Genomic DNA, 22,926 nt, shown 5'->3' with positions numbered 1-22,926 from the left:
TTTTACTTCAGGTGTATAGCTCAGTTGGTTAGAGCGCTACGTTGACATCGTAGAGGTCTCCAGTTCGAGTCTGGATATACCTACCAAGATATACAAAGGGTTTACAAGCAATTTCAACGACTTGTAGGCCCTTTTTTTATGGTTTGAATTTTGTTGTTTTCCCTAGATATTTCAAAAAATAGTAGAAATAATTAATAAACTTCCCCAGAAATGCACCAAGATTTCCCCAATGAAAATCCCAAAGCCCGTAAAAAGAGGCGATGTTTACCGTATTCAAATCCAAATTGATGGAAAAAGAATCTCCTGTACCCGTGACACTATTAAAGAATGTGAGCATTGGGCTGCGACAAAATTTTTAGAGTCAAAAATTGCTACGAAAGAAGTAGAGCAAGGGATAAAGCCTAAATTTACCTTTAGAGAGTTGGTCGATCATTATTATGAGCACGTTGGCCAGTTTAGGGAGTCCAAGAGTTCAAGGAATTGGATTAAAGGACAGGTTAGTACCTTTGATGAGAAATTTGGCTTTCTGTCTGGTACATCGGTACATGATATTTCTCCCAAGCAATTAACCAACTGGCGTAATCGACGTTTGACTCAAGTTGGGGCAAATACTGTTTTAAAAGAGATCTCTTTTTATAGCGCAATTTTTACCTATGCTCAGAAAGAGCTATTTCTACTCGATGACAATCAATGGATGCTCATTACCAAGCCGAAGAAACCTAAGGCCAGATCTCGACGGATCCATCCGTCTGAAGTTGCACTGGTGCTGAAAGCACTAGATTATGAAGTCGGTGATACACCGGTTTTACCGCAGCACTATGTTGCTTGGGGTTTCTTATTTGCCTTAGAAACTGCCTTACGTCGTGGTGAGCTGATTTCACTAGAAAAGAAGGATGTGCATGAACGTCATATTCATCTGCCTAAAACAAAAAATGGTGAACCGCGCAATGTACCTTTGTCTGAAGAAGCCAGGGCACTACTCGATTTAATTAAACATGATGGAAAGAAAGTTATTCCACAGACTGAAAATGCCTTTCGGTTGATGTGGGAAAAGAGAAAAGCAGCGATTGGTCTGAATGGTTTGCACTTTCATGATACGCGCCATGAGGCGATTACGCGTATGGTACGGGTGCGTAAATTGCCAGTAGAGATTTTAGCGAAAATTACTGGCCATAAGAAAATTGAAGTCTTGGTAAATACTTACTACAACCCAAATGCTGAAGATTTGGTGGAAGCATTTAATCGAGAAAATTAAACCCGCACAAGGCGGGTATTTTTAATTCTTTTACTTAGTTTTTTCTACGGTTATGGGTGCGTGTGTTCTTGGTGAGCATGGCATCTGCCATTTCTGGATCGTATAAATGTTTCCCACAAGTTCCCTGGTTAATAGTGGCCAGTTTGGTTCTAACGGTCGTGTTAGATAAACCATACTTTTTAGCAAGTTCTGATGCCGACACGAGTTTACGTTTACCCAAATTTAATGCAGTCACTTTGCCACCAAAAAGCTTTTGCCCCAATAAAATTTCAGGTGCTCGGTCGGCTTCAACCGTAATCACATACTCAGCCATTTATGCCTCCCTGTTTTTCTATTGCGTGAAATTGTGCATGAGTTAAGTCTATAGATTTACTGTTGTTTTGTATTTTCATGAGTTTGGGCTTCCTGAAATGGCAGGATTTTGGAATATCCAACAACGAACGGTATGTTCGCGTAAGGTTTTGTCCTCCAGAGCATTCTTAACTTCATCTGCTGGATAACGGTGGCTTTTAACTACTCGGCTCTTGTCGACAAATTTATAGCGTCGGCTGGCGGTTAAAAGATTCTTCATTTCTTTAATGTCTGGGAGCTGCTGATAGTTCTTCGCAGCGACTTTGTAGACTTCGTTCAAGTTGATGGCAATTTGATGTGCGTCATGGTCAAAATGGTTAATAGAAAACTCGGTAGACCGGCTTGAATTGAGGTATTCGTAAACGTCCCAAAATTGCTCCACCAATGGATGGTCACCATTGAGCTGTTTCACACGTTCATGCGCCATATCGAGTAGCATGTCTTGGGCTGCACAGACTTCTTCAAGGTCAATGACGTCATGCAAAATGTGTTTGGCCACAGCATCTATGAGTGCCGAAACCTGTGCATGGCAAAGGGCAATACGTGTATGGGTAATGCCATTGTTATGAAACTCTTTTTCGGTTTGCTCTAGTTTTTCGGCATAGGTTTTAAGAAAGGCGTCCTCATGACGGAGGCAATGGGTCATGTAGGTGCAAAGTACGTGTCAGAATTGCTTCAGATGCCTGAATAGCGGTGTTTTGGCTAATCATGATTGCACCACGAAACGGAGGCTCATAGGTCTCATTTCCTGCGGTTTTTAAGCCTTTTGAGCGAATTGCACGGCCGTTATAGGCGTCTTTTAATTCATCCCATGAAAACTTAGGCTTACCCACAGAATTACCGTTTTGGTCGTTACGGTCGCCCTCAATGAGTACGACAGGTAAGTTTGAGATTTGAGCAAAGTTACGATACACCGCAACATTGGTCGATTTGTTTGCATCGAAACCTTCATAGTCTGGTCGACCTGAAAGTTTCCACATAAATTCGATTAAACGTGACTTACCTGCACCCGCTTCACCGACGATTTCTATAAAGGGGAAAGAGCTGTGCATAGTGCGGATTTGCTCGGCAAAATATGAGCCTGTCCACCATGCTAAAGCGACCAGACCTTTGGCACCACGCACGCGGTAGAAGTCTTTCCACCATGTCGGTTTAAATGTGGACTTTGGGTTTAACTGAACATTTGGACTGTTGGCCAAGGTTTTTAATTCGATACGTCCGACTTTGTAGAAGTCATGGTCATTTATGTCGATGACATGTCCTTTATAAACCGCGTGTTTGTTGAAAATATAGGCCTGATATTCTTTGCTGTAGCCAATAAAGTCGATGGTTTTAACTTCACGTAAACGCTCGGTTTGATTTTTCATGAAGGTGAGTAGTTGATGGTCATTCCCCGTCCACCATGCACCTACCTGGACCGACAATAAACGCGGGGCAAACTTACCCCGTGCGGAAATTTGGTCTGCGGTAAAGGTCGCTTTGGCCTCGCTCTCCGGGTTTAAAATTTGGAAGTAGTACCAGGACTCATCGGTTATTTCATTCCGCTGAAAATACAGAGGGTTGAGCTGTCGATTACAGATTTCGGAAACCGCAGCACACTGCTGGAGTGCGAGCTCTCGTTTTTGGTTATCGAGAAGTAAATCGCGCTCTGGATCTGCCTCGATGCGTTCCAGTTCTTTAGTGTATTTGTCCATGTCGAGATTAAACCAGTACAAGCGGAAGTTATGAATAAACCAAAAGGTTTTTCTACGAGCATCTTTATAGTTATAGATGAGTAGACCTGCTTGCTCAGGTGATTCAGCTATGTGCAGTTCGCCATAATGTTTGTACTGGTCACGGTATTCGGAGTGCAGTTGGTCGCGTTGGTAGAGGTCGTTCCAGTCTAACTGACCAGATGGCAGGGCTGCGGTGGAGTTCCACTTTTCCTGTAATGCACGGAGGTGAAACTTCTTAATGGCTTTTTTGCCCGCTTTGTCGTTATCAAAAGCCCAACGTAGGCGCGGTCGGTCTTTTTTAAGTTCGATACAACGGTCGGTAATTTGCTTGAGAATGAGGCTTGGATAGTTTGAGGTCGAAAGCGTAGCAATACTTGGTTGTTTGCTAAAACTCAGGGCAATTGCGTTAAAAATACCTTCTGTAATCCAAATAGACTGTGCATTACACAGGGTGTCGAGCTGTTCTAACGTCCATGCATGTCCTTCGTACTTACCAATAAAGTTTGCTTTTTGACGTCCGAAGCGCTCTGGACGGTCGATAAAGCGTTCCCAATAAATACCACTTGCCAGTTTAAAGCGAATGGTTGCGGTGACTTCGTTTGGGTATTTGAGGTCGTTTCTAAAGAGTTCCTGCGTGTACAGACCTTTGAGCATGTTTGGGTCGAAACCACGGGCATGGAGTAGGTAGGCATCTGCTGCGGCATTTGGATTTTCTTTGGTACGCGGAAAGTCTTTTGACCAGTCTTTAAAAAGGTCTTCGCAGATTTCTTTGACGTGTTCTTCATATCCGCATTTGTTTAAGCGGGCGCACTTGACCACACGCGGGTTGACTGCATGTGTGTAGAGTTCTTTTTTACCGCAGTTCGGGCAGATGCCTTGACGATACCATTCTCCAACGCGTTTAAAGCTGAAGAGCTGATTCAGTTTTTCGTCTATGAGAACGTGAATATTTGACATTTAGACCCACTAAAATTTAACGGCTTAACTGTTTGAGTTTGTGTATTTTTTTGCATTTTTGTAGCAATGCGATGTTTATTAAAATGCTTTCATTACAATTGCGCATCGCTTGGAGGGTCTTGTAGTTCGGGATGATGTTTCACCATAAAGTCACGGATATAGATGGCAATTTTGGTGTCATTTTCGAATGCAATTTTCTTGAGGGCTTTTAACTGTTTTTTCGTCCAACGCACTTGGGTTAGTTCGGTGTGTTTTGGTTTTGTTTGAATGTTTGTTGAAGTCATGCGAAAATCACCATAAATCGTACTTAGATACTTAGTGTTTCTAAATTTAGTACTATTTATGATGCTTTATAAGTGCTTTTTTAGGAAAAAGTATGAAAAATGATGATTTAAATACTCGCGGTACACGTTTGCGAGATGAACGGAAGCGTTTGGGGATACAAACTCAAGAAGAACTTGCGGAAATACTTGGGGTAAAAAAGAACTCTATTGGACGTTTTGAGAAGCACAATGAGCCGCTGAATACTGACTATTTAGACAAGCTCGAAGCTCACGGGTTTAATATTCATTTTATTTTATGGGGTGAACAACCTGTAAAAAGTGGGGAGCTCTCTGAGGCTGAAGTAAAGCTAATAGAGCTGTACCGTCAGACGCGTGAAGAAATGCGTGGGGGATTAGTTTCACTTATTGAAACTTATGCGAATCAATTTAAATAATTTTTAAATCACTAATAAATATGTCAATAATTTTACAAGTATCTGCGTGGGTAATTTTAGCAGTTGGTTTTTTTGCACTGGGTCATAAGTTTTTTCCAAATTTAAAAAATTGGTTTACTACAGGAAAAGTTAGCTATGTTTGGTTAATTTCAATCACTTTAGGTTTGTTTGTATTGCTGACATATCCAATTTTTTTCAATTGGTGGGCAGTAAATTTCTGGAATGTTCCTGAAAATGAACTTACAGATTTTACTAAATTAGGACCACTTGGTGATATTTATGGAAGTTTGAATACAATAGTTTCATCTATTGCATTATGTGCAATTGCATTCACTACTTATCTTCAAGTTATTTCCTTAAAGGAAACAAGAAAAATTACTACTGAGCAAATGGATGAATCTAGAAATGCAATTTTTGCGACTAAATTTTATGCATTACTTAACTACAAAGATGAGAAGTTAAAAACACTAAGTGTAAAGAGAGATGGGATTGAATATTTTGGATGTCAAATTTTTGATTTTTATTTTTGTTACTTTGATAACCTCTTTAAAAAAGAGTGGAAGGAATTAACTACATATATTGAGCAGGATATATATTCCCACATAAGAAAGTGTGATTTAGAAGTAAACGATGGAAAAGAATTTTCTGATTGGTATGCACATTTTTTACAAATAGCTAATTTAATTGATTTTATTAATACAAGCGATTTAACAGAGAAAGATAAAGACTTTTATTTTAATGTATTACGCTCGTCAATGACGATGAGAGAGCAAATAACTTTATTTTGGATTGCACCTGTAACACCTCAAGTTTACGCTAAGTTAAAAAATGGCAGAATATTTAATCTATTTTTTAACAAAAAACTCGTTCACTATGGAATACAGTTTTACCAAGATAAAAATTTTGAATCTTTTAATTGGCAAAAAGTATTCGATGAAAAAAAAGAAACCCTAGCCTAAGCTAGGGTTTTCCTCATTTATTCTTTACCGCCTTTGAGATTTGGGCGACTTGATAGTGAAGTGTGTTGAATAGAGCCGTTAATTCTTCACCCGTGAGTGGGTGGTCTAAATGCATTTTTGTGAGTGCGGAAAGCATTAGTTCTAAGTTTTCAATTGGGAATTTAACTTCTTCCAGTATTTGTTCGGCAGTCATGTCTTTATGGCTGTTAATTTCTATTGTTGAGTGCATTGCTCCCCCTGTCTATTGATCATGGGTATATTTTCTAAAATATCTTTAACAAAATATAGGGTAGTGCGACTTTCAGTGTCGCACTACTTACTGATTTTATGACGTTTTTAGTACGACTTTAGGCGAAGCCTTGAGCTTGGTTTAGTCGTGTTTTGGGTGGGTACACTCATGATCAGCTCCCCATAAATAAAATAGAAAAGGTCATGACAGCCATGCTTAGAAATACTGTGGCATCGACAAAGTTTTTGAGGAGTTTTTGCTGTTTGAGTTTTCTTTGACGCTCGAGATATGCCTCTAGGTCATAGATAGGGGAATGTTCTTTTACTTTTTTTGAAGTGTGCGAATGCATTGAAGCGAATGTTTTCATTGGCTTGTTCCTGTTAGTCAAGTTTTAAACCTGACACCAACACTTTCCACGGTATTGGTGACAGACTGAATAGGGGTGGAAATACCGTACTAACAGGTAACGGCCAGCCGAAGCTGCCCTATCCAGCCTGCCATAAAAGGCACAGCCGAATTTTACGCAAAAAAATAGCCGCATGGGCGGACTTTTTACGCCTGTTAGTGTTTTTAGGTTTCCACGCCTAACCACAGATTTTGCTGTGGTAAATTTAGAGTAGCTTAGATACTATATGCGCGTCAATACTTTATAAAAAATTGTGATTTGGGTGGGGGGTTGGGGATGGGTGAGGAATTAAATTTAAGCTGTCATAATGATACTGAACGCTTCAATAAAATAAAGTCAGAACTTTCATCTTTGAAAGATTTAATATCTAAAACACTAGATAAAGTTTGTGTTCCTATTGATCAAGCAGGATATTTTGAAAAATTATTAATAGATATAGACGAGAAATTTAATGAAATTTTTGATTATATTGAAAGACTTAATGTAATTTCAAAAACACTTGAGATTGAAATTGAAAATCTTATTTCCTTAAGTGGAGAGGAGATAAAAAATATAAGTGATTTTAATCATTTTAAGGCTTTCATTCTTGAATTTAAAGTCAAAATTTTAGTTTTAGCTAGAAGTGTTTTGAAAGACTTTCAAATTCAGACATATAAGGATTATAAGGGGAAGTCAGAAGAGCTTGTTGACGTGTTAAAGTCAAAAGAGGAGATGCTAAGTCTTAAAATTAATCATCTTAATACATTGATAGATGATCAGAAAAATATTAAAGTCCATAAAATTTTTGAAGATGATTCAACAAAATTTAGATTAATAGCACGCTTCTATGAATTTGCATTTTATTCAATAGTGGGTGTATTGATACTCTATTTTTTAGGCTTAACATTTTATGTAAATAATTTTAATTTTTTATTTATTGAAGCCGATTTTCCAGAAAAAATTCATGGCAAACTTTCGCCAGAGTTTTATATTCAAAAAGTATCCCTGCTAGTACTTTCTACAACACTTGCGGCATTTCTTTTAAAACGTTCGTTTATGAACCGTCGTTTGGCTGATGATGCCTACCGCACAGCTAAAGAGTTAGATGCACTTCCACGATATATGGAAGGTATGCCTGAAGAAATGAAAGAAAAAATTCGCTTTGACCTTGCTTATAAGTACTTTGGTAATAGTATTCACCACGAAAGTTATACAGGTGGTGAGAACTTGATGCATGAAAACATTAAAGCTAATACAGACTTTATTAAAGCAGTGAAGGATTTGTCGCCAAAGGCAGAAGCACCAAAGGATGATAAATCACCGAAAGATGCGGCTTGATATTTTATATTTAGTGTTTGTAACTGATTTTATTATAGAAAAATTTTTAGCTTAGATGCTATACGAACTTCAATATTTTAAAGAATGTGACTTAAGTTGAATTTAACATGATAATAGATGAACCAATAAAGAATTTAATTCGTAATACTAGTAGCGATAATCAGAAACTAATAGAAAGAATTAAAGATGATAATATGAAGATAAAATCAAAAATTACTGTTGAAATTGAAAAGGTGATAGATTACTTAGAGGAATTAAAAGACGGTAAGCATATTGATTATCAAGCCAGTGATAAATATCCTGATTTGTTTGATCTTAATAAACACTTGATAGGTGGATGCGTCAGGCAAGCCGCAAGGTTAAAAAGTATAATTGAAAGTATTGAAACAGATAGTGAAAACTTAGATTATTTATTTTCAATATCCCTTCCTTTAAAAACTGTAATCAAGGAGTATGATGAGGAAAATTACTATTTAATGCCAAATGATTTGGCTGTAACGAATGCTAGTTTATTTTCTATGGAATCATTTATCACAGCATTAAAACGTGAAAAAGATAATTACAGTCGAGTAATAACAGATGAAATTAGAAATATAATATTACATGCTGATGATGAAATAAGTAGATTTCGTCGTATTAGAAATATAGCAGATAATGCGAAAACTGAGAATATTTATGATCAAGCTGTTACTAAATATCGTGGTTTAGAAAAAGATTATAGATGGTATTTCTATTGGGCACTTGGACTAACGGTAGCAATTTCGTTAGGGACATTTTTTCTAAAAAAAGTATTAATTCCAGCTTTTCTTGGAAATGTTGAGTTTTGGGTACTTAAGGCTTCAATAATAGTAGTCGGAGTTACTTTAATTACTTATTTTTTAAAGCAATCTACTCATTATCAGCGTCTTGCAGACCAAAACTACCAAACCCAAGTAGAGCTACAAGCATATCCAAGTTTTATGGAAAGCATACCAACTGAAGAGGCCGCTTCGGTACGTAAAGAACTTGCGCTGAAATACTTCGGTCGTGAAATAGATGGAGCTGCTCATAAAGATATGAGTAACCTGATCTCTGACCAATTGAAAAGCACAACAGAAATGGTGAAAGCTGCAACTGATGTGTTGAAAGTTAAGGGGTAAGGTATGGCTGCGAATGTTGATGCTAAAGTAGATTTTACTGCTATTCTGAGTGAAATCATGAAAAGTGAATATGGTTTAGTTTTCATTTGCTCATTACTTTTTATAATTGTTCTAGCTGCATTTTTATACATGTTTGGCAAGTCAGGAATAATTTCACACTTTAAAGTCTACTCTGAATATAGTAATAAAAAATATCTGAGAGAAATTGAGCAAAAAGAAGACCTTTTGAATGATGAAGCATTAAGCGAATTTAAAGGCGATATGGAATACCATATCAAAGTTTCTAAACTTGAAAACTTCTTAAAATTTAAGAACAAAGATATAGATTTACTGAAATATATTATTTCATGCAGGGATTCTCAAAGAGCAATTCGTCTGTACAAAAAAGGCTGTGAGTATTTAGAAAAAGATAAAGAGACAAAAACATATAAGTTAAAACCTAAATATACGAAAGAGAGTATAGAACTCCAAGAAAAGAGAACTCCTTATATGTACTTTGGTATAAATGGTATAGGTGGCCTACCAATTTTTTTAAACCTTATTTCTAGTTTATTTCCAGAGCTTATTTCTTTTAATTTTAATGTACTTGAAAGCATTTCTTTCTTTATAGTCTTTTTTATCATATCGCTAGTGTATACATTCAGAACTTTGAAACCATTTGCCGCGCTTTACTTTTTAGAGATAGAAAAAATAGATGAAAGTCAGCAAGAAAGAAATATTGCTAAGAATCCTGTCTTAGTTAAAGAAAATAAGGTTGGATAAGGAGCGGTAAAATATGATTTACGCTTTGATGTTTGGCTTAGGTATTTGGTGTGCGATCCCAGTACTTATGATTTGGTATTTGCTACTACCGAAAACTTACTTCCTGACTTTTAATGGTGAGACACCTTCACGGATGTCTATTTTTACACACCATTTCTTATCGATCCTTACGCTGTTTATGATTCTCGGTTTAGGCATCGAAACGGCAGTTAAGTATCCTGAAGGCACGATCGCGCCAGTATTCTTCTTATTGTCCATTATTTTAACACTCATATTTTGCGTGTACTTTGGGCGCAATAAAATCAATTTGGGTGATAAGAGAAGAGTATAAAAATAAACGTGAACTGAGTCGGAATTAGACTAAAGAGGGTTAAACAATTTGTATTTTTGTAGATAAAAATAAGTAGCTTAGATACTATTCCCTTGCATTTAAAATTAATAATTAGGGGGAAGTATCATGAGAAATATATCTAAAAAAATCTGTCTAGGTTTAATCCTTTCTGTGGGGTTTGCTTCTATCGCAGATGCAGGGCGTGGACGCCAACCATGCTCAGGTTCTAAGGGTGGAGTTAAACACTGTACCGCAGAAGGAAAATTTATGTGTAGAGATGGTTCAGTTAGCCAGTCTAAAAAGAGATGCACAGGAAGATAAGTAAGCGTCCGCTGAACCCCATGCCTATTTTTTAATTTGAGTTGGATTTCCAGCGATGTGGCAGTAATTCTTCTATTTGGGTCGCTTTATGTGTCGGCAGCCTTTTCAGCACATCACTTAAATAGGCATACGGATCCAGCCCATTCAGCTTTGCTGACTGGATTAAAGTCATGATATTGGCTGCTCGTTGACCACTGCGCAGCGAACCTGCAAATAGCCAGTTCTTTCGTCCCAAGGCCCAGGGGCGCATTGAGTTCTCTGCCCAGTTATTGTCAATGGGTAGATTGCCATCATCCAGATAGCGGCTTAAAGCTGGCCAACGCTTAAAACTGTAATTGATGGCCTTGGCGGTTGGAGAACTCGATGGCACCGTCAGATAATGTTGGTTGAGCCATTCATACAGTTGTTGCATCACCGGTTGGCTGTGCTGTTGTCGGTATTCGCGGCGGTGTTCTGCTGTACTATCGGTCTTTTTCCTGAGTTCTGCTTCTATCGCATACAGTTTCTGAATCATCAGTAATGCCTGTTCAGCGATCTGACTTTTCCCAGTCACATGTAGCTCATGGAATTTACGACGTGCATGCGCCATGCAGCCCACCTCAATGACCTGGCCTGATTTAAAGCGTGCTTTATAACCACTGTAATCGTCACAGACCAGATGACCCTGCCAGCCATTCAGGAACGCTTCAGCATGCTGACCTGAACGACTATCCTGAAAGTCATAGATCACTGCCTGAACTGGATTGTACTGTGTGGTGGCATAGGCCCAGACATAACCTTTCTTCGGTTTTTTCTCATTCTCACCCATCCGCATAATGGTGACCGGCGTTTCATCGGCATGGATCACCCGCTGTTGCAGCATCACCTGTTTTAAGGCATTGGCCAGAGGTTCCAGTTCTACACCGCAGCGACCAATCCAGTCAGATAACGTGGATCTGGACAGATCAATGCCCGCCCGCTGATAGATCAGGCGCTGACGGTACAGCGGCAAATGATCGGCATACTTCGATACCAGCACATGGCTGAGCAGTTCAGGACTGGCAATACCTTTATCAATCACATAGGCGGGCATCGCTTGCTGAGTCAGGGTGTCACACTGATCACAGACCCATTTGCCACGTACATGCTGTTCCTTATAGAACTGTGCCGGTCTGAAATGCAGTTTTTCACTGATATCTTCGCCGATACGACGTAACTGGCAGCCACAACTGCATTGGGTTGATGCAGGTTCATGCTCAATACGGATGGTGTGTAGATGATCGGGTAGCAGTCGACGTTTAGGTTTGTTGACTGTGGCTTTCTGTGTCGCTGCATCGGTTTTATCTGCATTTAATCGTTCTAATTCTAGATCAACGGCTGCAATATCTTCTTCGACCGCTTCATCCCAGAGATGGATTTGTTTTGCGGTGAGATGTTCGTTTTTACTGCCGAATTTGTGCTTTTTAAACAGCGCCAGTTCATGCTCGTATTTTTGATTGAGAATGGAAAGATGTTGGTTGCATGCTTCAAGATGCTGAACTTTGGTATCTAATTGTTGGTTATCTTCTGCGAGTTGTTGATGCTGCATTGCCAACTGTCTGGTAAATTCCAGCAGTTGTTCATGGGTCAGTTGGCTTAAGTCAGGCAGCGTATTCATGACCGCAGTATGCCTGAGGTCATGACGCAGAGGAAATAGAACGTTTGGAGAATAGCAGAATGTAGCAGCCTGGTTTAGAGCATCGTCACTACCTGCTGTTGTCCAATGCGCTGCCAGGGCAAACCCTGGATCAGTGCCTGTAACTGTTCCGGGCTGAGGGCTACGCTTTCACCCTGGTGAACTTTAGCCCAGTGAAATTTGCCCTGTTCCAGCCGCCGGGCACACAGCCAGATCCCCAGTCCATCATGCACCAGTACTTTCATGCGATGGCCACGTTTATTACAGAACAGGTAAGCACAATGCGGTTTGATGTAGCCAAAGGCTCTCACCACCTGAGCCATGGCCGTATCCATTCCTGCTCGCATGTCCATGGGCTGGGTAGACAACCAGATTTCATCGATACGGATCATGTTGCCAGTGCCTTGAGTAATTCTGCTAAAGCAGATATTTTTGATACTTGCCATTTCAAGCCAATTTCTGCTTTTGAGTGGGGTAAAGTAATTTGAACCGTTAATATGTCAGTAGGAGTAGGATCTAATGGTGCAGAGCAGGATAAGGCAATAAATGCAGGTTTATTCGGTAGTGGTGAGCGATCATTCCCTGGCTTAGCATCAATTAAGCGAATCCATTTGGATACAAGATTTGTATTCAATCCATGTTGCAAAGCGACCGAAGCAATTGAAACGTCCGGTGCTTTACAAGCCTGAACGATCTGCTGTTTAAATTCAGCACTGTATGTTCTTCGTTTTTTCGCAAGAGATGCGATGGATGTCTGGTTATTTGTAGTCATAAATTTTAGTCCCCACTTGTTTTTAAGTGGGGACTAAATTAAGGCTTATAGGATGAATTCATAAGGTGTGTTCAGCGGACGCTTACGAAGATAATTCTTAAGGAGAATTATGATGGGTTTTAATTTTAGAAAAAGTTTTAAAATTGCACCTGGCGTAAAACTTAATGTATCCAAAAAAGGAATCAGTAGTGTTTCTTTAGGTGGAAAGAGTGCAAGGGTAAATTTAGGAAAGAAAGGAACTAGGACTACAGTCGGTATTCCTAAAACGGGTCTTTCATATTCTTCATATTCGCAGTATGTTCGAAGCAAACCTAAAAGTAAAAGCTCTGTTCATTGGATTTGGATTGGAATTATTGTTTTCTTTATTTTGATTTGGATTTTCTAAAAGCTCTTTACGAGCTTTTAGTTTTATAGATGTAGGAAATATTCTTGGGTAGATAATTCTAAAGTCACCACCATCTTAGTGCCGTAATAATATACGAACACCGCCAGATGATCATACATAAGATAATCAGAAAACTAACTTTCCAGTAGCCATATTTTTCCATGATGACCTCTAAACTTTTAACGATTAATGCTATACTTTCAGACATGATTTGATCCTTAGTTGGTGTAAGGCTTGAATACAGAAACCTCAAAGACTGTGAATCTTTGGGGTTTTGCTTTGTCTGGTGAGTCTATTTTTGAAAGAAGCATTTTTCACGGACTTCAATTTGTTAGAGGGGGATAATACAAATTGACTTTTCTTATTTTGGAAATGAGCTTTCAAGTTGAAAACTTGCATTTAATTTATGAAATATAAGAAATAAATACTGATAGAAATACAGCCAATCATAATGCCCATGAGAAAAGGGTAGATCCACATTTAGATCTCCCTTGCTCGCACTTTATCAATACAACGTTCAATCATGCTGTGCTCTTGTTTTAGCAAGCTTTGCATACGAATGTATTGATAGTCCAAAATCATCCATAAAAGAACCAAAGCCACCACAAACAAAACAATAAAAATAATTCCAAAATGAATCATCGGTATAAACTCCGCTTTAACTCTAAATTACTCTGGCAAGCAACACACAAAGTCACTGCACCATACTTTTGACGTTCTGGTGGAATGTCATTCCCACATTCTTCACACTCAGAAAGTGAAGGCTGTGAATAGTCCTTAGGTTGGATACGAACCTGTTCTAGCTGGCGTTGTTGAGCGATATCTATAATATCAGCCATGACGACTCCGAAGCTGGCGTGCGTCATGGTTAATGATGTTTCTTGCAAGCGCACATTGTGAAAGAGGAAGCTTGATAGCGGGGTTAGGTGTAGCTGATGGGGAAATCGTGGCAGCCCATTCCAAATGAGCCCGACCAGTCCAACCACATTCAAGGTTTTGGCACTGTCCATAAAGTGTTTTTAAAAGCGGATTTTCAACTTGAGAATGCCGAATAATCACTTTAGATCCGCAGTGCGGACAAGCATTCTGATTTCTTGTATTTGCCATACGTGACCTGTTCTCGGTTTATCGTACTTATTGTATAATAAAAGTATTATATATGGTGATTTAATGTTGATTTATGTACGAAATATCGTTATTTTAATTAGACCCTCTTGATAGCTGCTCAGTGAATAACTGGCAGCTTTTTTTATTTTTCGCCTTTGGCTTTTTGAATACGAGCCCACTCCCGATTTAATGCCACTTGAGCCGTCTTTTTACTCTTATAAGTGCGTACCAATATCAAAGGCTGGCTTTGGTCACCTACCGTCATAAGCTGAGGTTTAGGCTTTGCCGAATACCATGTTTTTACACCAGTATAGGTTTTATAGTTTTTCGCTTTTCTTTGCCCTGAACCTGTCTTGGTCTTTTTCTCTTGCTCAATTTTAGTCGTGTCATCAAACAGTATGGAAACATCGTCAGCATTAGGCAGTTGTACCTCTAGCTCTATACGTGTGGTATAGCCTGAAGATTCGTTTAAGTCATGGGTAATGGTTTTGCCTAGCCAAACGATTTCATCGATCTGAGCCTTTAAACCCACAAATGAAAACTCTTGCTCCGGGAGTAAATCGGGTCGACCTTTGGCCAAGGTATAAGACAAAGATTGCTCAGCCCGTTTACATCGTTTTAATTCAGCTAAAGCGGCCAGTTCGGCTGTTTTCTTGTCACGGTGAATAAAGCGAATTTCTTTAGGGTTATCCGTATGACTACCGACAATCACATACAGCTTTTCACCCTTTTTCGGGCTGTGATAATAGGCTTTTACACACTCCACTTTGTCATGACTTTGCCCATAAGAATATGAGTGTTGGTCACCGTCAGATCTGACCAGTTCAACTGCAGGTAGGTCGAGCCCTGAACTGGTCTGTGCCTCACCAATGGGAAGTAAAAGAAGGGTATTGTTTTTGACTGTTGCAATCGCATCGTGTTCATCGGCTATGCGGGTCATGATATTGGCATCGGAGTCATTCTGGTCGATATGTGAAACCTTACGACTGCTTAAACTGCTGTGTACCATCACTTTTAAACCATAGTCAAAGGCCAATGCCTGGAAAATTTCTGCTATGGTCTGTTGGTGGAACGATCGCTCTCGCTTTTGACGAAATGCTTCTGCAAGGTCGGTACTTTCAGCCGATATTCTCAGAACATCTGGGGCACCAGAATGTGAACCGCCCGTGACCAAATAAGACCCTTTATACATCAGGCCCGTGTCCGACCAACCGAGCCAAACTTTCATTTCTGCACCGACAGAAGGAATTTCGAGCGCGTTGTCACTGTCGTCTAAAGTGAGGTCGACACTATCTGCCACCATTCCTCGGTTGTCTTGCAAACTCAGTCCAACGAGACGCGATGCCAAAGTCGATGAAATATCAATATCATTCACGGTAATGCGGTAAATAGCATGCGGATAGTTATTGAGGCTTGTATATTGCTCAGTGTTAGAGGGCATAAAACTCATAAAATGAGACCCCCAAGACTTAACAATGCCTGACCTGTAGCACCCAACAGTTTCTTGGTAGTGTCTTCGGTGATGATTAAAGAGACGCTAAACGTAATTTTTCGGGTACCGCCATTATGGAAAAAGTTGGAACGGGTTTCCTGAACGTCCTTAATAATCACCAACCCATAAATCTTTCCAGTCCCTTCAATTAAAATGTACTGCTTACCTGTGTCACCCATGTTGCGTAGCATATCGAGCGAGTTTTGGTAGCCCGTAATTTCAGGATAAATTACACCGGATAAATTGATGGTTTCTTCATCTTTTCCAGTGAACTGATAGGCAGGGGTATTGCCCACACGGCTGTTACTTGGATGTCGCCAAGCCGTTGAGCGCTGTAGCTCTTGATAAGATGCGGTCGAGAGTTGAAATACGAATAAACCAAGTGCCATCATCATGTGTCTTACTCCCGATCTGTCAACATACGACGGATCAGCGCACTGCGTTCCCGATCGCGCTGGGCTAAAGCTTGGCGTACTTCATTGGCAGCGTTGTGTAAAACACCTTTACCGCTGTTGTCGATGTGAATCTGAATATTGTCGCTATTATGAATCGTGATATTCCTATGGTTTTGAATAGGCGTTGCTCTCTGAAATTTGGGTGCATTTTGATTCCAAGCATCGTGGCCACTCATCGATTTTGATGGTTGGGTATTTCCCTTTGAGGCGCTTGCACCTATCAAAGGTTGTTTGGTGCCTGAGCCCACTGTTGGCATAGCACTATCAAAGACGCCAAGCGTTTGCCGATACTGACTCTGTAGGGCAGGTGTGCGGTTATTCAGTCCTACACCTATACCATCGACAATATGACCGCCCATGCCTGCCATGACACGGCTCGGAGAGTGAATATCCATTTTCTTCCGCATAAAGTCGGGCATGAAATTGGTGACTTGTGACCAAATACTTTGCAGCCCAGGGAACATTGATTTAATTCCGTTGATTAAACCTTTCACCAACATGCTACCAAAGCCAGTGAATTTAGCGGGAAGCTCTATGCCAAACCAAGAAAGGACTTTGGCAAATATAGAATAGAACAAACCTAATGGTGACCAGTTTAGGATGAGTGCACTTACACCTAAAATCCCACCACTAAAAGCGGTTTTGATGGTTGACCAAACGTATTTAAAGAAACCTGAAATTGGCTCCCAATTGCGGTAGATGAGATAGGCAGCACCTGCTACCGCAGCGACTACCCCTAAAATAACTAAACCGACAGGGGAGAAAATTGCACCTAAGGCACCAAAACCAATCCCTAAAGCGCCGAATGTCATTTTTAAAATAGCTAACGGCCCTAGCAAGGTCACAATACCCAGCACAAGCGCTGATATACCACCCAGTAAAACAATGCCTGCGACTGCCACTTTGGTGAGGGTTGCAGCAAGTGCTGGATTTTCTTTTGCCCAGTTACGGACGTCATTGGTAAACGTACGTACTTTGAGGATTAAACTATTTAGTGGTGGCAGTAGGACGTTACCGATATCGATACCTAATGCAGCCACGCCATTTTTTAATAATTTGATATTGTTCGCCGACGTTGCTGCACGTGCTGCATACTCTTTTTCCATGGAGCCGGCATACTGGCTTTTATCTGCTACCAAGCCCAGATTCTTCTCAAGGGCGCTCATGTTGGTGAGCAGCGGTGCGATCGCACTCAATGACTCTTTACCAAATAAATCTGAAAGAACGGAAGCCTGTTTGTATTTGTCTAAGGCAGCAATCTGCTTTAACACCATGAGAGTCGTCCCGTTGGCATCTTTTTGCATGTCTTTTGCGACTTTGCCATAGTCCAAACCAAGCTCTTTATAGGCTGAGATTTGCCCCTTAGTTGCAGACTCGCCCGCAACCAAGGCCAACATAGTATTTTTAATACCAGTCGCAGCAATTTCCTCTTGAATACCCATACCTCGTAAGGTCGCACCTAACGCGGCAATACTAGAGGCAGCAAAGCCTCCGACTTCACCAAGGGGTCCAATCCTTTGTACAATTTCTAAAATGCCTTTGGCTGCTGCTGGGGTATTGTTGCCTAAGTAGTTAATTTGGTCGGCTAGGGTGGTTACTTGTGCCTGTGACATCCGAAAAGCTGTTCGTAGTTCAGCCATCGACTGACCAGATTCTTCAGCCGAAATATCGAAGGCTACACCCATTTTTACAGCCGTTTCAGCAAAGGTGGTGAGCTCCTTACTTGCAATACCGGACTGCGCACCAGCGGCGACAATCGCAGCAATGTCCTTGGCTGCCATAGGCAAACGAGTCGACATTTCAACAATTTCATTATTAATGGATTTGAACTCAGCTTCGGTACCGTTAAAGACCTTTTTGACATCGGCTAGAGAGGACTCATAATCGATGGCCAGTTTTACGGGCACAGTCATGGCTGCCGTGCCAACACCTGCCACCATTAAGCCTTTTTTGGCGAAGTCTGAACCTTTTTGTAGGATGGCTTGGGTTTTGGCAAAACGCTCTTGCGCCTTACTGTTTTTATCCAAGGCATCACGACGTTTATTCAACTCCATGGTGGTGAGGTGGATTTTATTTTTAAGCGCACTTTCTTCGTCAGTGAGCTGTTCTACACCTCTGGATAGTTTGTCGACATTGAGTCCAGCTTTTTGCAAAGTTTGGATATGGTTTTGCAATTCGTTACGTTGGGTGGTTTCAGTACTCTTGAGCCGGCGAATCCCTTGTTCGAGGTTTTTAATTTTGTTGAGTTGAGTCTCGGTTAAGGTGTTACCGTTTTTCTGTAAGCTTTGTAGTTGCTTTAATTCACTCCGATACTCTGCCGTTTTATTGGCTGTAGCCTCTAAGGCAGTTTGCGTTTCCTTATAGCGGTTGATATGGCCTTGTTGATCCTGAAGCGCTTTAAGCTCAGTACGCGTTTTTTTAAAGGCGGTACCGAGGTTCTGTGAGCCACCAATAATCGCCTTCATGGGGCCAGACATATTGTCCTTTGCGTCAAAAAAAACGCGTAAATTTAAGGTCGACATTGGTGGGAATACCTTCACTCGTTGGTTTGATTACGCTCTAAAGCTTTTTGGTGCCACATAAATAATTCGCTGAGGCTCATTTCTGCGAAGTCGCGTGGTGACCAGTGGAAGACCAAAGCTATGTTGGCCATGACATCGGGAATACTGTCTATAATTGGATATCGGTCGCTGCACGTTGCGACTTCGGCATCAAAAAATAGATGATGTGACCTGCAATTTGACCAAGATCAACTGGGTCTAAAAGGGGCATTGCTTCACGTGGGATTTGTGGCCATACACATTTGGGAATGATTTGGCAGAGTGCATTTACATCGGAACGGTAAATGTCCTGGAGGGAGAGTCCAGAAAGTGCGACCGTACCTGGCTTACGAATCATAATTTCCGAAATGGTTTGTCCACCAACTTGAATTGGTGTTTCAAGGGTGTATTGGGCTTCGTTTGGGTTTTTGATTACTTCGAGGTTTTCTGCTTGTTGTTGCATATTCATCGCGTTTGAATTCCTAAGTTTAAAAAAGACCTACTGCATAAAATTGTGCAGTAGGTCGGGCATTACAGACCGCAGGCTTTACGCTGTGCTTCTAAACGATCGACACCGTTGACGATTTCTTTCATGGCCAAAGTATCGATTTCAATTTCTTTATTGCCGTTGACCGTAAGCTTGTAATAGGTCCATTTGGTTTTAATGGTTTGTTCAGTGTCATCACCAGGCTTTTGGGTACCCATACTGATTTCTTCATGACGACCACGAATCACAACTTCGACAGGAGTGACTGCACCTGTGTCGTCTTGTTGATATGCACCAGCGAAGCGTAGTAAGACGCCAGAGGCAGAGGTAATGCCGAACTGACGTAGTGATGTCAGATTGAGACCTCCGATTTTCCATTCAAAATCGATAGAGTCTTCAGACATACCTTGGTCGATGGCAACAGGGCCATTCATACCACCACCTCGCCAGTTCTCGAAGTTACGTCCTAAGGTTGGAAGCGTACATTCCGCAACTTCACCGACCAATGATTCAGCATCATTGAATAGGTTCATGTTTTTAAGTTTGTTTGGTAATCCCATGTGTGTTTACTCAAATAGGGGGAGGACAAATCACAGCTTTATGCTGTGATTCGTGCGCCAAAATCTGCGAGGTAGTCGTCTGTGATCATTTGGTAGAAGCCAAGATCTTCAAGTGGTGGAACTGGACCGTAGTCATAAGAGAGGCGGAATTTTCCTGCTTTTAAATTTTCTACAGGGTTCTTTGTCTCGTCATACCAAGCTTCACCACCCATGAGGTAGCCGTTATTGGTTAGGTCACTGAGTTTGGCGCGAATGCCCTCAATGAGGTCGCTGGCCAGTGATGGATGAAGTGGTTTATCGACTGCCCACATATGCGCTTCAGCAACCGTGTCAGCAATGATTTGAGCCGTGCGTGTGTAGTTCTCGAAAGGAAATAGTCCTTCCGCGTCGCAGGTACGAGAGCCCCAAAAGCGAAAGCCATCTTCACGAATGAGCGTAGTAATGCCATTTGAGTTGAGATAGTCGGCATCTGTGCCAGTTTGCTGTAGATCCCACCAGACATCTTTACTAATACCAACAACACCACTGACCGCGACATTGGAAATAACTTTGTGCCAACCTGTTAAATTGTCAATTTTGGCACGTAGCCCCAGTGCATAAGCTACAGGGGAGATAGCTTCATTTTGCGAAGTCTCGGTATTGAAATGAATGAACTGAGGCCAGATCAGCATGAGTTCTCGTGCAGCAAACGATTCACGATAAGCCACAACTTCTTCTTTGGTTCCGCAGCCATAAGCATAGGCATAAGCGAAAGCACGTAGCTTTTGTGCAGTGCTCGCCAGTGCTGTCGTTACTGCTTGGGTATCAAGTCCTGGTGCACCAATTAAACGAGGAGTCACACCCAGTTTTGCTTTTGCCGTGAGTAGGGCTTTTAAGCCTGTGTATTGACCTGAAGCTGTTGTAGTTCCAATGACAAGTGAACTTTGTTCTGCTTCTGTCTCAGCGCTATCCACACGGACAACTACAACCGTTGTATTGGTTTGGTCGACGATCGCTTGTAGCGACGACTTTAAGGTACCTAACTTTCCTGCTTTACCAATCACGCTTTGGATATTGGTGATGAGGATAGGTGTATTGAGTGGAAAGGAGGTAGCATCCGCATCTGAAGCGGTTGCAATCAAACCGATAATACTGGTGGCCACTGTACGGATCGAACGCGTACCGTTATTGACCTCTGCAACACGGACACCGTGGTGATATTCATCTAATGCCATAGGGCAACCTTTTGTTGATGTTCTAGTTCATCAAAAGGCTTACATACAAAACCCCACGTTTTAAGCGCGAGGTTTTGTAAGAGGGTATGCTACAAATTGGAGTTTATTAAAGACAGAACATCAGGATTGTTTTTCAAAAATTCAGCCAGTTTTTCTTCTGGTGTTTCCACTTGCTGAACTTCAGGCTTTTGGATCAGTTCCCATTTGAAACCATTCCAACGTGGCCATTGTTCTTCAGACCATTCAGAAGGTGGTGCTATCTCGACACAACCTGCAGGGATAGCAAATACACCAGGTTCAAGTGGTGACTCATTGGCTATTGTCTCTCCAACAAATAAACCTGAATAATTGGTTTGATACACGGTAATCTGATTCATGTTTCATTCCTTAATAGCGGATACAGGCAAGCCATGCGATGTTACGTGGTCTGTTTTCATTTGCAGTGGGTACAACACGCGATGCATCAAATGTTGCTGTGAGTAAGCCCCAATTTTCACCTGTTGAAATTCTTCCAGCCGCTTTTTCACTTAGAGAAAAAGCGCCAGTATATGAAGATGCGGGCACTCTTGCACCTGACCCACCAGGTGTGTCACCTGTAATGTTTCGAATTGCATCACCTTGTTTGCTGCCGATTAAACGACCAACATCAATACCACGTCCATCATCTGCATAACGTGGAAACTCTGCACGTGCATCAGGCACGTTAAAAGTATTTACGCCATCGCCAGCACCATAATAAATACCGATTGCAGCAAATAGATCTGCATAAGCAGTCCGAGAATAAGCTGCACCATTACATTTTAATAATCGGTAACCAGTCGGGATATTTTGTGAAGCCAAAGTGATAACAGTACCAGGTGGACAGTCATTGTATCTCGCCTCATCCGAACTCATGACACCTAAGTTCTGGCGTGCTAAAGGTTTATTTAAGATGTCGGAAAGGTTATTTTTTTGAGCCAAAGGATAAGGTGCAGCTCCTAAAGGTTCATTTTGAACAATCAGGATTTTGGCCCCAGCATAAGCCTTACCCAAAGTAATTTGCGTATTTGAGGTTGCAAGCCAACCATTGGCACCAACTTTGTTGGTAATACGTTCGCCATTAATGTACACCGCTGCACCACGGGTAGTCGTGCTAGTGAGATCTACAATAGTTTGGTTAGCAACTAGCGATTGCTCTTCTTCAACTGTATTAACAAAGACGTCCGCATTAGAAGCATCATCCCACTCTATGTCTCCTTCAATGTTCGATTTTTTCTTCAGAACTTGACCAATCGTTCCACCCGGGAAAAAATATGCTGTTGTCAAAGTATTCATGATCCAACTGTGTGTCGCAGTAACCACGTTGGGATCAATTTTTAACTCAATACTGTCACTGTTACTCACAACAAATGGAATGCGATATGCAGAGTCACTGAATGCACCATCACTTAAAGATGGTTTATGTACTTCAGGTGTATTACCAATCATGAGCATATTGCCATTTCTGTCAAATACAGCAATTTCACGAACGACAAAACTCGTTGTTTCAACGGGAATAATTAACTCTGCAGTGAATAAATTTTCATTTTCTGGATCTTGGTATATTCGGTTGACTGGTGCACGAAACCGTTCACGTTTTAATTGTTTCATCGTCGGATTGGGTATGATTTCATTACCGTTTCCATCACCAACAGCCATATGGGTGATTTCAATTTTTGAACCCGTAGCCTCGGCACTTGCTAATAGCTGCAGACCTATTGTTGTATGAATAGTTTTATATAACATTCTAAAAATTCTCCAATCTTATAATTCCACAATGTT

Annotated in this window: 26 protein-coding genes, 1 tRNA gene and 1 pseudogene; 8 read left to right on the top strand and 20 right to left on the bottom strand. The window is 40.9% G+C overall.

All coding sequences use genetic code 11. The features are described 5' to 3' along the window. Window positions 1–9 precede the first annotated feature (9 nt). A tRNA-Val gene (locus ACSC9N_RS09440) sits at window positions 10–86 on the top strand. A 143-nt stretch (window positions 87–229) separates the two neighbouring features. After that, entirely contained in the window at window positions 230–1,255 is a 1,026-nt protein-coding gene (locus ACSC9N_RS09435; RefSeq protein WP_010326476.1) for a tyrosine-type recombinase/integrase, read from the top strand. 34 nt (window positions 1,256–1,289) lie between these two features. Here ACSC9N_RS09435 and ACSC9N_RS09430 read toward each other — a convergent pair whose 3' ends face one another. The 3 genes and pseudogenes from ACSC9N_RS09430 to ACSC9N_RS09420 form a co-directional block, all read right to left on the bottom strand. Next, window positions 1,290–1,568, bottom strand: coding sequence for an HTH domain-containing protein (locus tag ACSC9N_RS09430; protein ID WP_010326477.1), 279 nt, complete (start codon window positions 1,566–1,568; stop codon window positions 1,290–1,292). A 75-nt stretch (window positions 1,569–1,643) separates the two neighbouring features. Beyond that, window positions 1,644–4,278 (bottom strand): annotated as a pseudogene (locus ACSC9N_RS09425) (toprim domain-containing protein). Window positions 4,279–4,370: 92 nt separating this feature from the next. Beyond that, window positions 4,371–4,562, bottom strand: a complete 192-nt coding sequence (locus tag ACSC9N_RS09420; RefSeq protein WP_010326480.1) for a hypothetical protein — start codon at window positions 4,560–4,562, stop codon at window positions 4,371–4,373. A 92-nt stretch (window positions 4,563–4,654) separates the two neighbouring features. Between ACSC9N_RS09420 and ACSC9N_RS09415 the strand changes: the two genes are divergently transcribed. Together ACSC9N_RS09415 and ACSC9N_RS09410 are read left to right on the top strand one after the other, a co-directional pair. Next, on the top strand, window positions 4,655–4,996 hold the full coding sequence (locus tag ACSC9N_RS09415; RefSeq protein WP_010326481.1) for a helix-turn-helix domain-containing protein: 342 nt from the start codon (window positions 4,655–4,657) through the stop codon (window positions 4,994–4,996). Window positions 4,997–5,016: 20 nt separating this feature from the next. Further along, on the top strand, window positions 5,017–5,955 hold the full coding sequence (locus ACSC9N_RS09410) for a putative phage abortive infection protein (RefSeq protein ID WP_058952068.1): 939 nt from the start codon (window positions 5,017–5,019) through the stop codon (window positions 5,953–5,955). A 13-nt stretch (window positions 5,956–5,968) separates the two neighbouring features. Here ACSC9N_RS09410 and ACSC9N_RS09405 read toward each other — a convergent pair whose 3' ends face one another. Together ACSC9N_RS09405 and ACSC9N_RS09400 are read right to left on the bottom strand one after the other, a co-directional pair. Then, complete coding sequence (locus tag ACSC9N_RS09405) at window positions 5,969–6,184, bottom strand: hypothetical protein (RefSeq protein WP_010326483.1); 216 nt, start codon at window positions 6,182–6,184, stop codon at window positions 5,969–5,971. A 172-nt stretch (window positions 6,185–6,356) separates the two neighbouring features. Beyond that, window positions 6,357–6,551, bottom strand: a complete 195-nt coding sequence (locus ACSC9N_RS09400) for a hypothetical protein (RefSeq protein WP_010326484.1) — start codon at window positions 6,549–6,551, stop codon at window positions 6,357–6,359. A 315-nt stretch (window positions 6,552–6,866) separates the two neighbouring features. On the opposite strand from ACSC9N_RS09400, the gene ACSC9N_RS09395 reads away from it, so the two are divergent. The 3 genes from ACSC9N_RS09395 (at window position 6,867) to ACSC9N_RS09385 (ending at window position 9,808) form a co-directional block, all read left to right on the top strand. Next, the gene (locus ACSC9N_RS09395; RefSeq protein ID WP_058952067.1) at window positions 6,867–7,907 is read left to right on the top strand and encodes a hypothetical protein; all 1,041 of its coding nucleotides are present in this window, start codon (window positions 6,867–6,869) and stop codon (window positions 7,905–7,907) included. 107 nt (window positions 7,908–8,014) lie between these two features. Then, a complete protein-coding gene (locus ACSC9N_RS09390) occupies window positions 8,015–9,046 on the top strand; it encodes a CydX/CbdX family cytochrome bd oxidase small subunit (RefSeq protein WP_010326487.1) in 1,032 nt (343 codons plus the stop codon). A 3-nt stretch (window positions 9,047–9,049) separates the two neighbouring features. Next, window positions 9,050–9,808, top strand: a complete 759-nt coding sequence (locus ACSC9N_RS09385; RefSeq protein ID WP_010326488.1) for a hypothetical protein — start codon at window positions 9,050–9,052, stop codon at window positions 9,806–9,808. A gap of 683 nt (window positions 9,809–10,491) precedes the next feature. Here ACSC9N_RS09385 and tnpC read toward each other — a convergent pair. From tnpC to tnpA, 3 genes are all read right to left on the bottom strand, one after another. Next, window positions 10,492–12,096, bottom strand: a complete 1,605-nt coding sequence (gene tnpC / locus ACSC9N_RS09380; RefSeq protein WP_004835366.1) for an IS66 family transposase — start codon at window positions 12,094–12,096, stop codon at window positions 10,492–10,494. A gap of 74 nt (window positions 12,097–12,170) precedes the next feature. After that, window positions 12,171–12,506 carry an IS66 family insertion sequence element accessory protein TnpB gene (gene tnpB / locus ACSC9N_RS09375; protein ID WP_004282310.1) on the bottom strand — a complete coding sequence of 112 codons (336 nt, stop codon included), beginning with the start codon at window positions 12,504–12,506 and terminating at the stop codon, window positions 12,171–12,173. Continuing rightward, window positions 12,503–12,886 carry an IS66-like element accessory protein TnpA gene (gene tnpA, locus ACSC9N_RS09370; RefSeq protein ID WP_098733097.1) on the bottom strand — a complete coding sequence of 128 codons (384 nt, stop codon included), beginning with the start codon at window positions 12,884–12,886 and terminating at the stop codon, window positions 12,503–12,505. Before tnpA ends, tnpB begins: the two co-directional genes overlap by 4 nt. Before the next feature lie 112 nt (window positions 12,887–12,998). On the opposite strand from tnpA, the gene ACSC9N_RS09365 reads away from it, so the two are divergent. Next, window positions 12,999–13,271: a DUF4236 domain-containing protein gene (locus tag ACSC9N_RS09365; protein ID WP_035330444.1), complete on the top strand. Its 273-nt coding sequence runs from the start codon at window positions 12,999–13,001 to the stop codon at window positions 13,269–13,271. Window positions 13,272–13,751: 480 nt separating this feature from the next. On the opposite strand, the gene ACSC9N_RS09360 is transcribed toward ACSC9N_RS09365, so the two are convergent. The 12 genes from ACSC9N_RS09360 to ACSC9N_RS09305 all read right to left on the bottom strand — a co-directional run bounded on the left by ACSC9N_RS09360 (window position 13,752) and on the right by ACSC9N_RS09305 (window position 22,890). Then, the gene (locus ACSC9N_RS09360) at window positions 13,752–13,913 is read right to left on the bottom strand and encodes a hypothetical protein (RefSeq protein ID WP_155115398.1); all 162 of its coding nucleotides are present in this window, start codon (window positions 13,911–13,913) and stop codon (window positions 13,752–13,754) included. Next, on the bottom strand, window positions 13,910–14,110 hold the full coding sequence (locus ACSC9N_RS09355; protein WP_029574995.1) for a TraR/DksA C4-type zinc finger protein: 201 nt from the start codon (window positions 14,108–14,110) through the stop codon (window positions 13,910–13,912). The genes ACSC9N_RS09360 and ACSC9N_RS09355 overlap by 4 nt, the downstream gene beginning before the upstream one ends. Then, complete coding sequence (locus ACSC9N_RS09350; RefSeq protein WP_081241753.1) at window positions 14,103–14,378, bottom strand: ogr/Delta-like zinc finger family protein; 276 nt, start codon at window positions 14,376–14,378, stop codon at window positions 14,103–14,105. The genes ACSC9N_RS09355 and ACSC9N_RS09350 overlap by 8 nt, the downstream gene beginning before the upstream one ends. Before the next feature lie 142 nt (window positions 14,379–14,520). Further along, window positions 14,521–15,828: a contractile injection system protein, VgrG/Pvc8 family gene (locus ACSC9N_RS09345; protein WP_010326492.1), complete on the bottom strand. Its 1,308-nt coding sequence runs from the start codon at window positions 15,826–15,828 to the stop codon at window positions 14,521–14,523. Then, on the bottom strand, window positions 15,825–16,265 hold the full coding sequence (locus ACSC9N_RS09340) for a phage tail protein (protein ID WP_010326493.1): 441 nt from the start codon (window positions 16,263–16,265) through the stop codon (window positions 15,825–15,827). Before ACSC9N_RS09340 ends, ACSC9N_RS09345 begins: the two co-directional genes overlap by 4 nt. Before the next feature lie 5 nt (window positions 16,266–16,270). Continuing rightward, window positions 16,271–18,802 carry a phage tail tape measure protein gene (locus tag ACSC9N_RS09335; protein ID WP_256732932.1) on the bottom strand — a complete coding sequence of 844 codons (2,532 nt, stop codon included), beginning with the start codon at window positions 18,800–18,802 and terminating at the stop codon, window positions 16,271–16,273. Between the two features lie 59 nt (window positions 18,803–18,861). Further along, window positions 18,862–18,978: a GpE family phage tail protein gene (locus ACSC9N_RS09330; protein WP_081241752.1), complete on the bottom strand. Its 117-nt coding sequence runs from the start codon at window positions 18,976–18,978 to the stop codon at window positions 18,862–18,864. A 17-nt stretch (window positions 18,979–18,995) separates the two neighbouring features. Continuing rightward, entirely contained in the window at window positions 18,996–19,334 is a 339-nt protein-coding gene (locus tag ACSC9N_RS09325) for a phage tail assembly protein (protein WP_010326495.1), read from the bottom strand. A gap of 62 nt (window positions 19,335–19,396) precedes the next feature. Further along, a complete protein-coding gene (locus ACSC9N_RS09320; RefSeq protein WP_010326496.1) occupies window positions 19,397–19,912 on the bottom strand; it encodes a phage major tail tube protein in 516 nt (171 codons plus the stop codon). Window positions 19,913–19,950: 38 nt separating this feature from the next. Beyond that, complete coding sequence (locus ACSC9N_RS09315) at window positions 19,951–21,126, bottom strand: phage tail sheath protein (protein WP_010326497.1); 1,176 nt, start codon at window positions 21,124–21,126, stop codon at window positions 19,951–19,953. An 89-nt stretch (window positions 21,127–21,215) separates the two neighbouring features. After that, entirely contained in the window at window positions 21,216–21,503 is a 288-nt protein-coding gene (locus tag ACSC9N_RS09310) for a hypothetical protein (protein WP_010326498.1), read from the bottom strand. Window positions 21,504–21,513: 10 nt separating this feature from the next. Beyond that, window positions 21,514–22,890: a phage tail-collar fiber domain-containing protein gene (locus ACSC9N_RS09305; protein ID WP_010326499.1), complete on the bottom strand. Its 1,377-nt coding sequence runs from the start codon at window positions 22,888–22,890 to the stop codon at window positions 21,514–21,516. Window positions 22,891–22,926 lie beyond the last annotated feature (36 nt).

Source organism: Acinetobacter sp. PC34 (genome assembly GCF_051789135.1).
Lineage (GTDB): Bacteria > Pseudomonadota > Gammaproteobacteria > Pseudomonadales > Moraxellaceae > Acinetobacter > Acinetobacter johnsonii.
The sequence above is the reverse complement of the archived record's forward strand: the minus strand, read 5'-3'. Positions and strand labels throughout refer to the sequence as shown.

What these genes read in the sequence shown, in the direction of transcription:
- ACSC9N_RS09435 (WP_010326476.1), top strand. Translation starts at nt 230, where the DNA reads ATGAAAATCCCAAAGCCCGTAAAAAGAGGCGATGTTTACCGTATTCAA.
- ACSC9N_RS09430 (WP_010326477.1), bottom strand. Translation starts at nt 1,568, where the DNA reads ATGGCTGAGTATGTGATTACGGTTGAAGCCGACCGAGCACCTGAAATT.
- ACSC9N_RS09420 (WP_010326480.1), bottom strand. Translation starts at nt 4,562, where the DNA reads ATGACTTCAACAAACATTCAAACAAAACCAAAACACACCGAACTAACC.
- ACSC9N_RS09415 (WP_010326481.1), top strand. Translation starts at nt 4,655, where the DNA reads ATGAAAAATGATGATTTAAATACTCGCGGTACACGTTTGCGAGATGAA.
- ACSC9N_RS09410 (WP_058952068.1), top strand. Translation starts at nt 5,017, where the DNA reads ATGTCAATAATTTTACAAGTATCTGCGTGGGTAATTTTAGCAGTTGGT.
- ACSC9N_RS09405 (WP_010326483.1), bottom strand. Translation starts at nt 6,184, where the DNA reads ATGCACTCAACAATAGAAATTAACAGCCATAAAGACATGACTGCCGAA.
- ACSC9N_RS09400 (WP_010326484.1), bottom strand. Translation starts at nt 6,551, where the DNA reads ATGAAAACATTCGCTTCAATGCATTCGCACACTTCAAAAAAAGTAAAA.
- ACSC9N_RS09395 (WP_058952067.1), top strand. Translation starts at nt 6,867, where the DNA reads ATGGGTGAGGAATTAAATTTAAGCTGTCATAATGATACTGAACGCTTC.
- ACSC9N_RS09390 (WP_010326487.1), top strand. Translation starts at nt 8,015, where the DNA reads ATGATAATAGATGAACCAATAAAGAATTTAATTCGTAATACTAGTAGC.
- ACSC9N_RS09385 (WP_010326488.1), top strand. Translation starts at nt 9,050, where the DNA reads ATGGCTGCGAATGTTGATGCTAAAGTAGATTTTACTGCTATTCTGAGT.
- tnpC (WP_004835366.1), bottom strand. Translation starts at nt 12,096, where the DNA reads ATGAATACGCTGCCTGACTTAAGCCAACTGACCCATGAACAACTGCTG.
- tnpB (WP_004282310.1), bottom strand. Translation starts at nt 12,506, where the DNA reads ATGATCCGTATCGATGAAATCTGGTTGTCTACCCAGCCCATGGACATG.
- tnpA (WP_098733097.1), bottom strand. Translation starts at nt 12,886, where the DNA reads ATGACTACAAATAACCAGACATCCATCGCATCTCTTGCGAAAAAACGA.
- ACSC9N_RS09365 (WP_035330444.1), top strand. Translation starts at nt 12,999, where the DNA reads ATGGGTTTTAATTTTAGAAAAAGTTTTAAAATTGCACCTGGCGTAAAA.
- ACSC9N_RS09360 (WP_155115398.1), bottom strand. Translation starts at nt 13,913, where the DNA reads ATGATTCATTTTGGAATTATTTTTATTGTTTTGTTTGTGGTGGCTTTG.
- ACSC9N_RS09355 (WP_029574995.1), bottom strand. Translation starts at nt 14,110, where the DNA reads ATGGCTGATATTATAGATATCGCTCAACAACGCCAGCTAGAACAGGTT.
- ACSC9N_RS09350 (WP_081241753.1), bottom strand. Translation starts at nt 14,378, where the DNA reads ATGGCAAATACAAGAAATCAGAATGCTTGTCCGCACTGCGGATCTAAA.
- ACSC9N_RS09345 (WP_010326492.1), bottom strand. Translation starts at nt 15,828, where the DNA reads ATGAGTTTTATGCCCTCTAACACTGAGCAATATACAAGCCTCAATAAC.
- ACSC9N_RS09340 (WP_010326493.1), bottom strand. Translation starts at nt 16,265, where the DNA reads ATGATGATGGCACTTGGTTTATTCGTATTTCAACTCTCGACCGCATCT.
- ACSC9N_RS09335 (WP_256732932.1), bottom strand. Translation starts at nt 18,802, where the DNA reads ATGTCTGGCCCCATGAAGGCGATTATTGGTGGCTCACAGAACCTCGGT.
- ACSC9N_RS09330 (WP_081241752.1), bottom strand. Translation starts at nt 18,978, where the DNA reads ATGGCCAACATAGCTTTGGTCTTCCACTGGTCACCACGCGACTTCGCA.
- ACSC9N_RS09325 (WP_010326495.1), bottom strand. Translation starts at nt 19,334, where the DNA reads ATGAATATGCAACAACAAGCAGAAAACCTCGAAGTAATCAAAAACCCA.
- ACSC9N_RS09320 (WP_010326496.1), bottom strand. Translation starts at nt 19,912, where the DNA reads ATGGGATTACCAAACAAACTTAAAAACATGAACCTATTCAATGATGCT.
- ACSC9N_RS09315 (WP_010326497.1), bottom strand. Translation starts at nt 21,126, where the DNA reads ATGGCATTAGATGAATATCACCACGGTGTCCGTGTTGCAGAGGTCAAT.
- ACSC9N_RS09310 (WP_010326498.1), bottom strand. Translation starts at nt 21,503, where the DNA reads ATGAATCAGATTACCGTGTATCAAACCAATTATTCAGGTTTATTTGTT.
- ACSC9N_RS09305 (WP_010326499.1), bottom strand. Translation starts at nt 22,890, where the DNA reads ATGTTATATAAAACTATTCATACAACAATAGGTCTGCAGCTATTAGCA.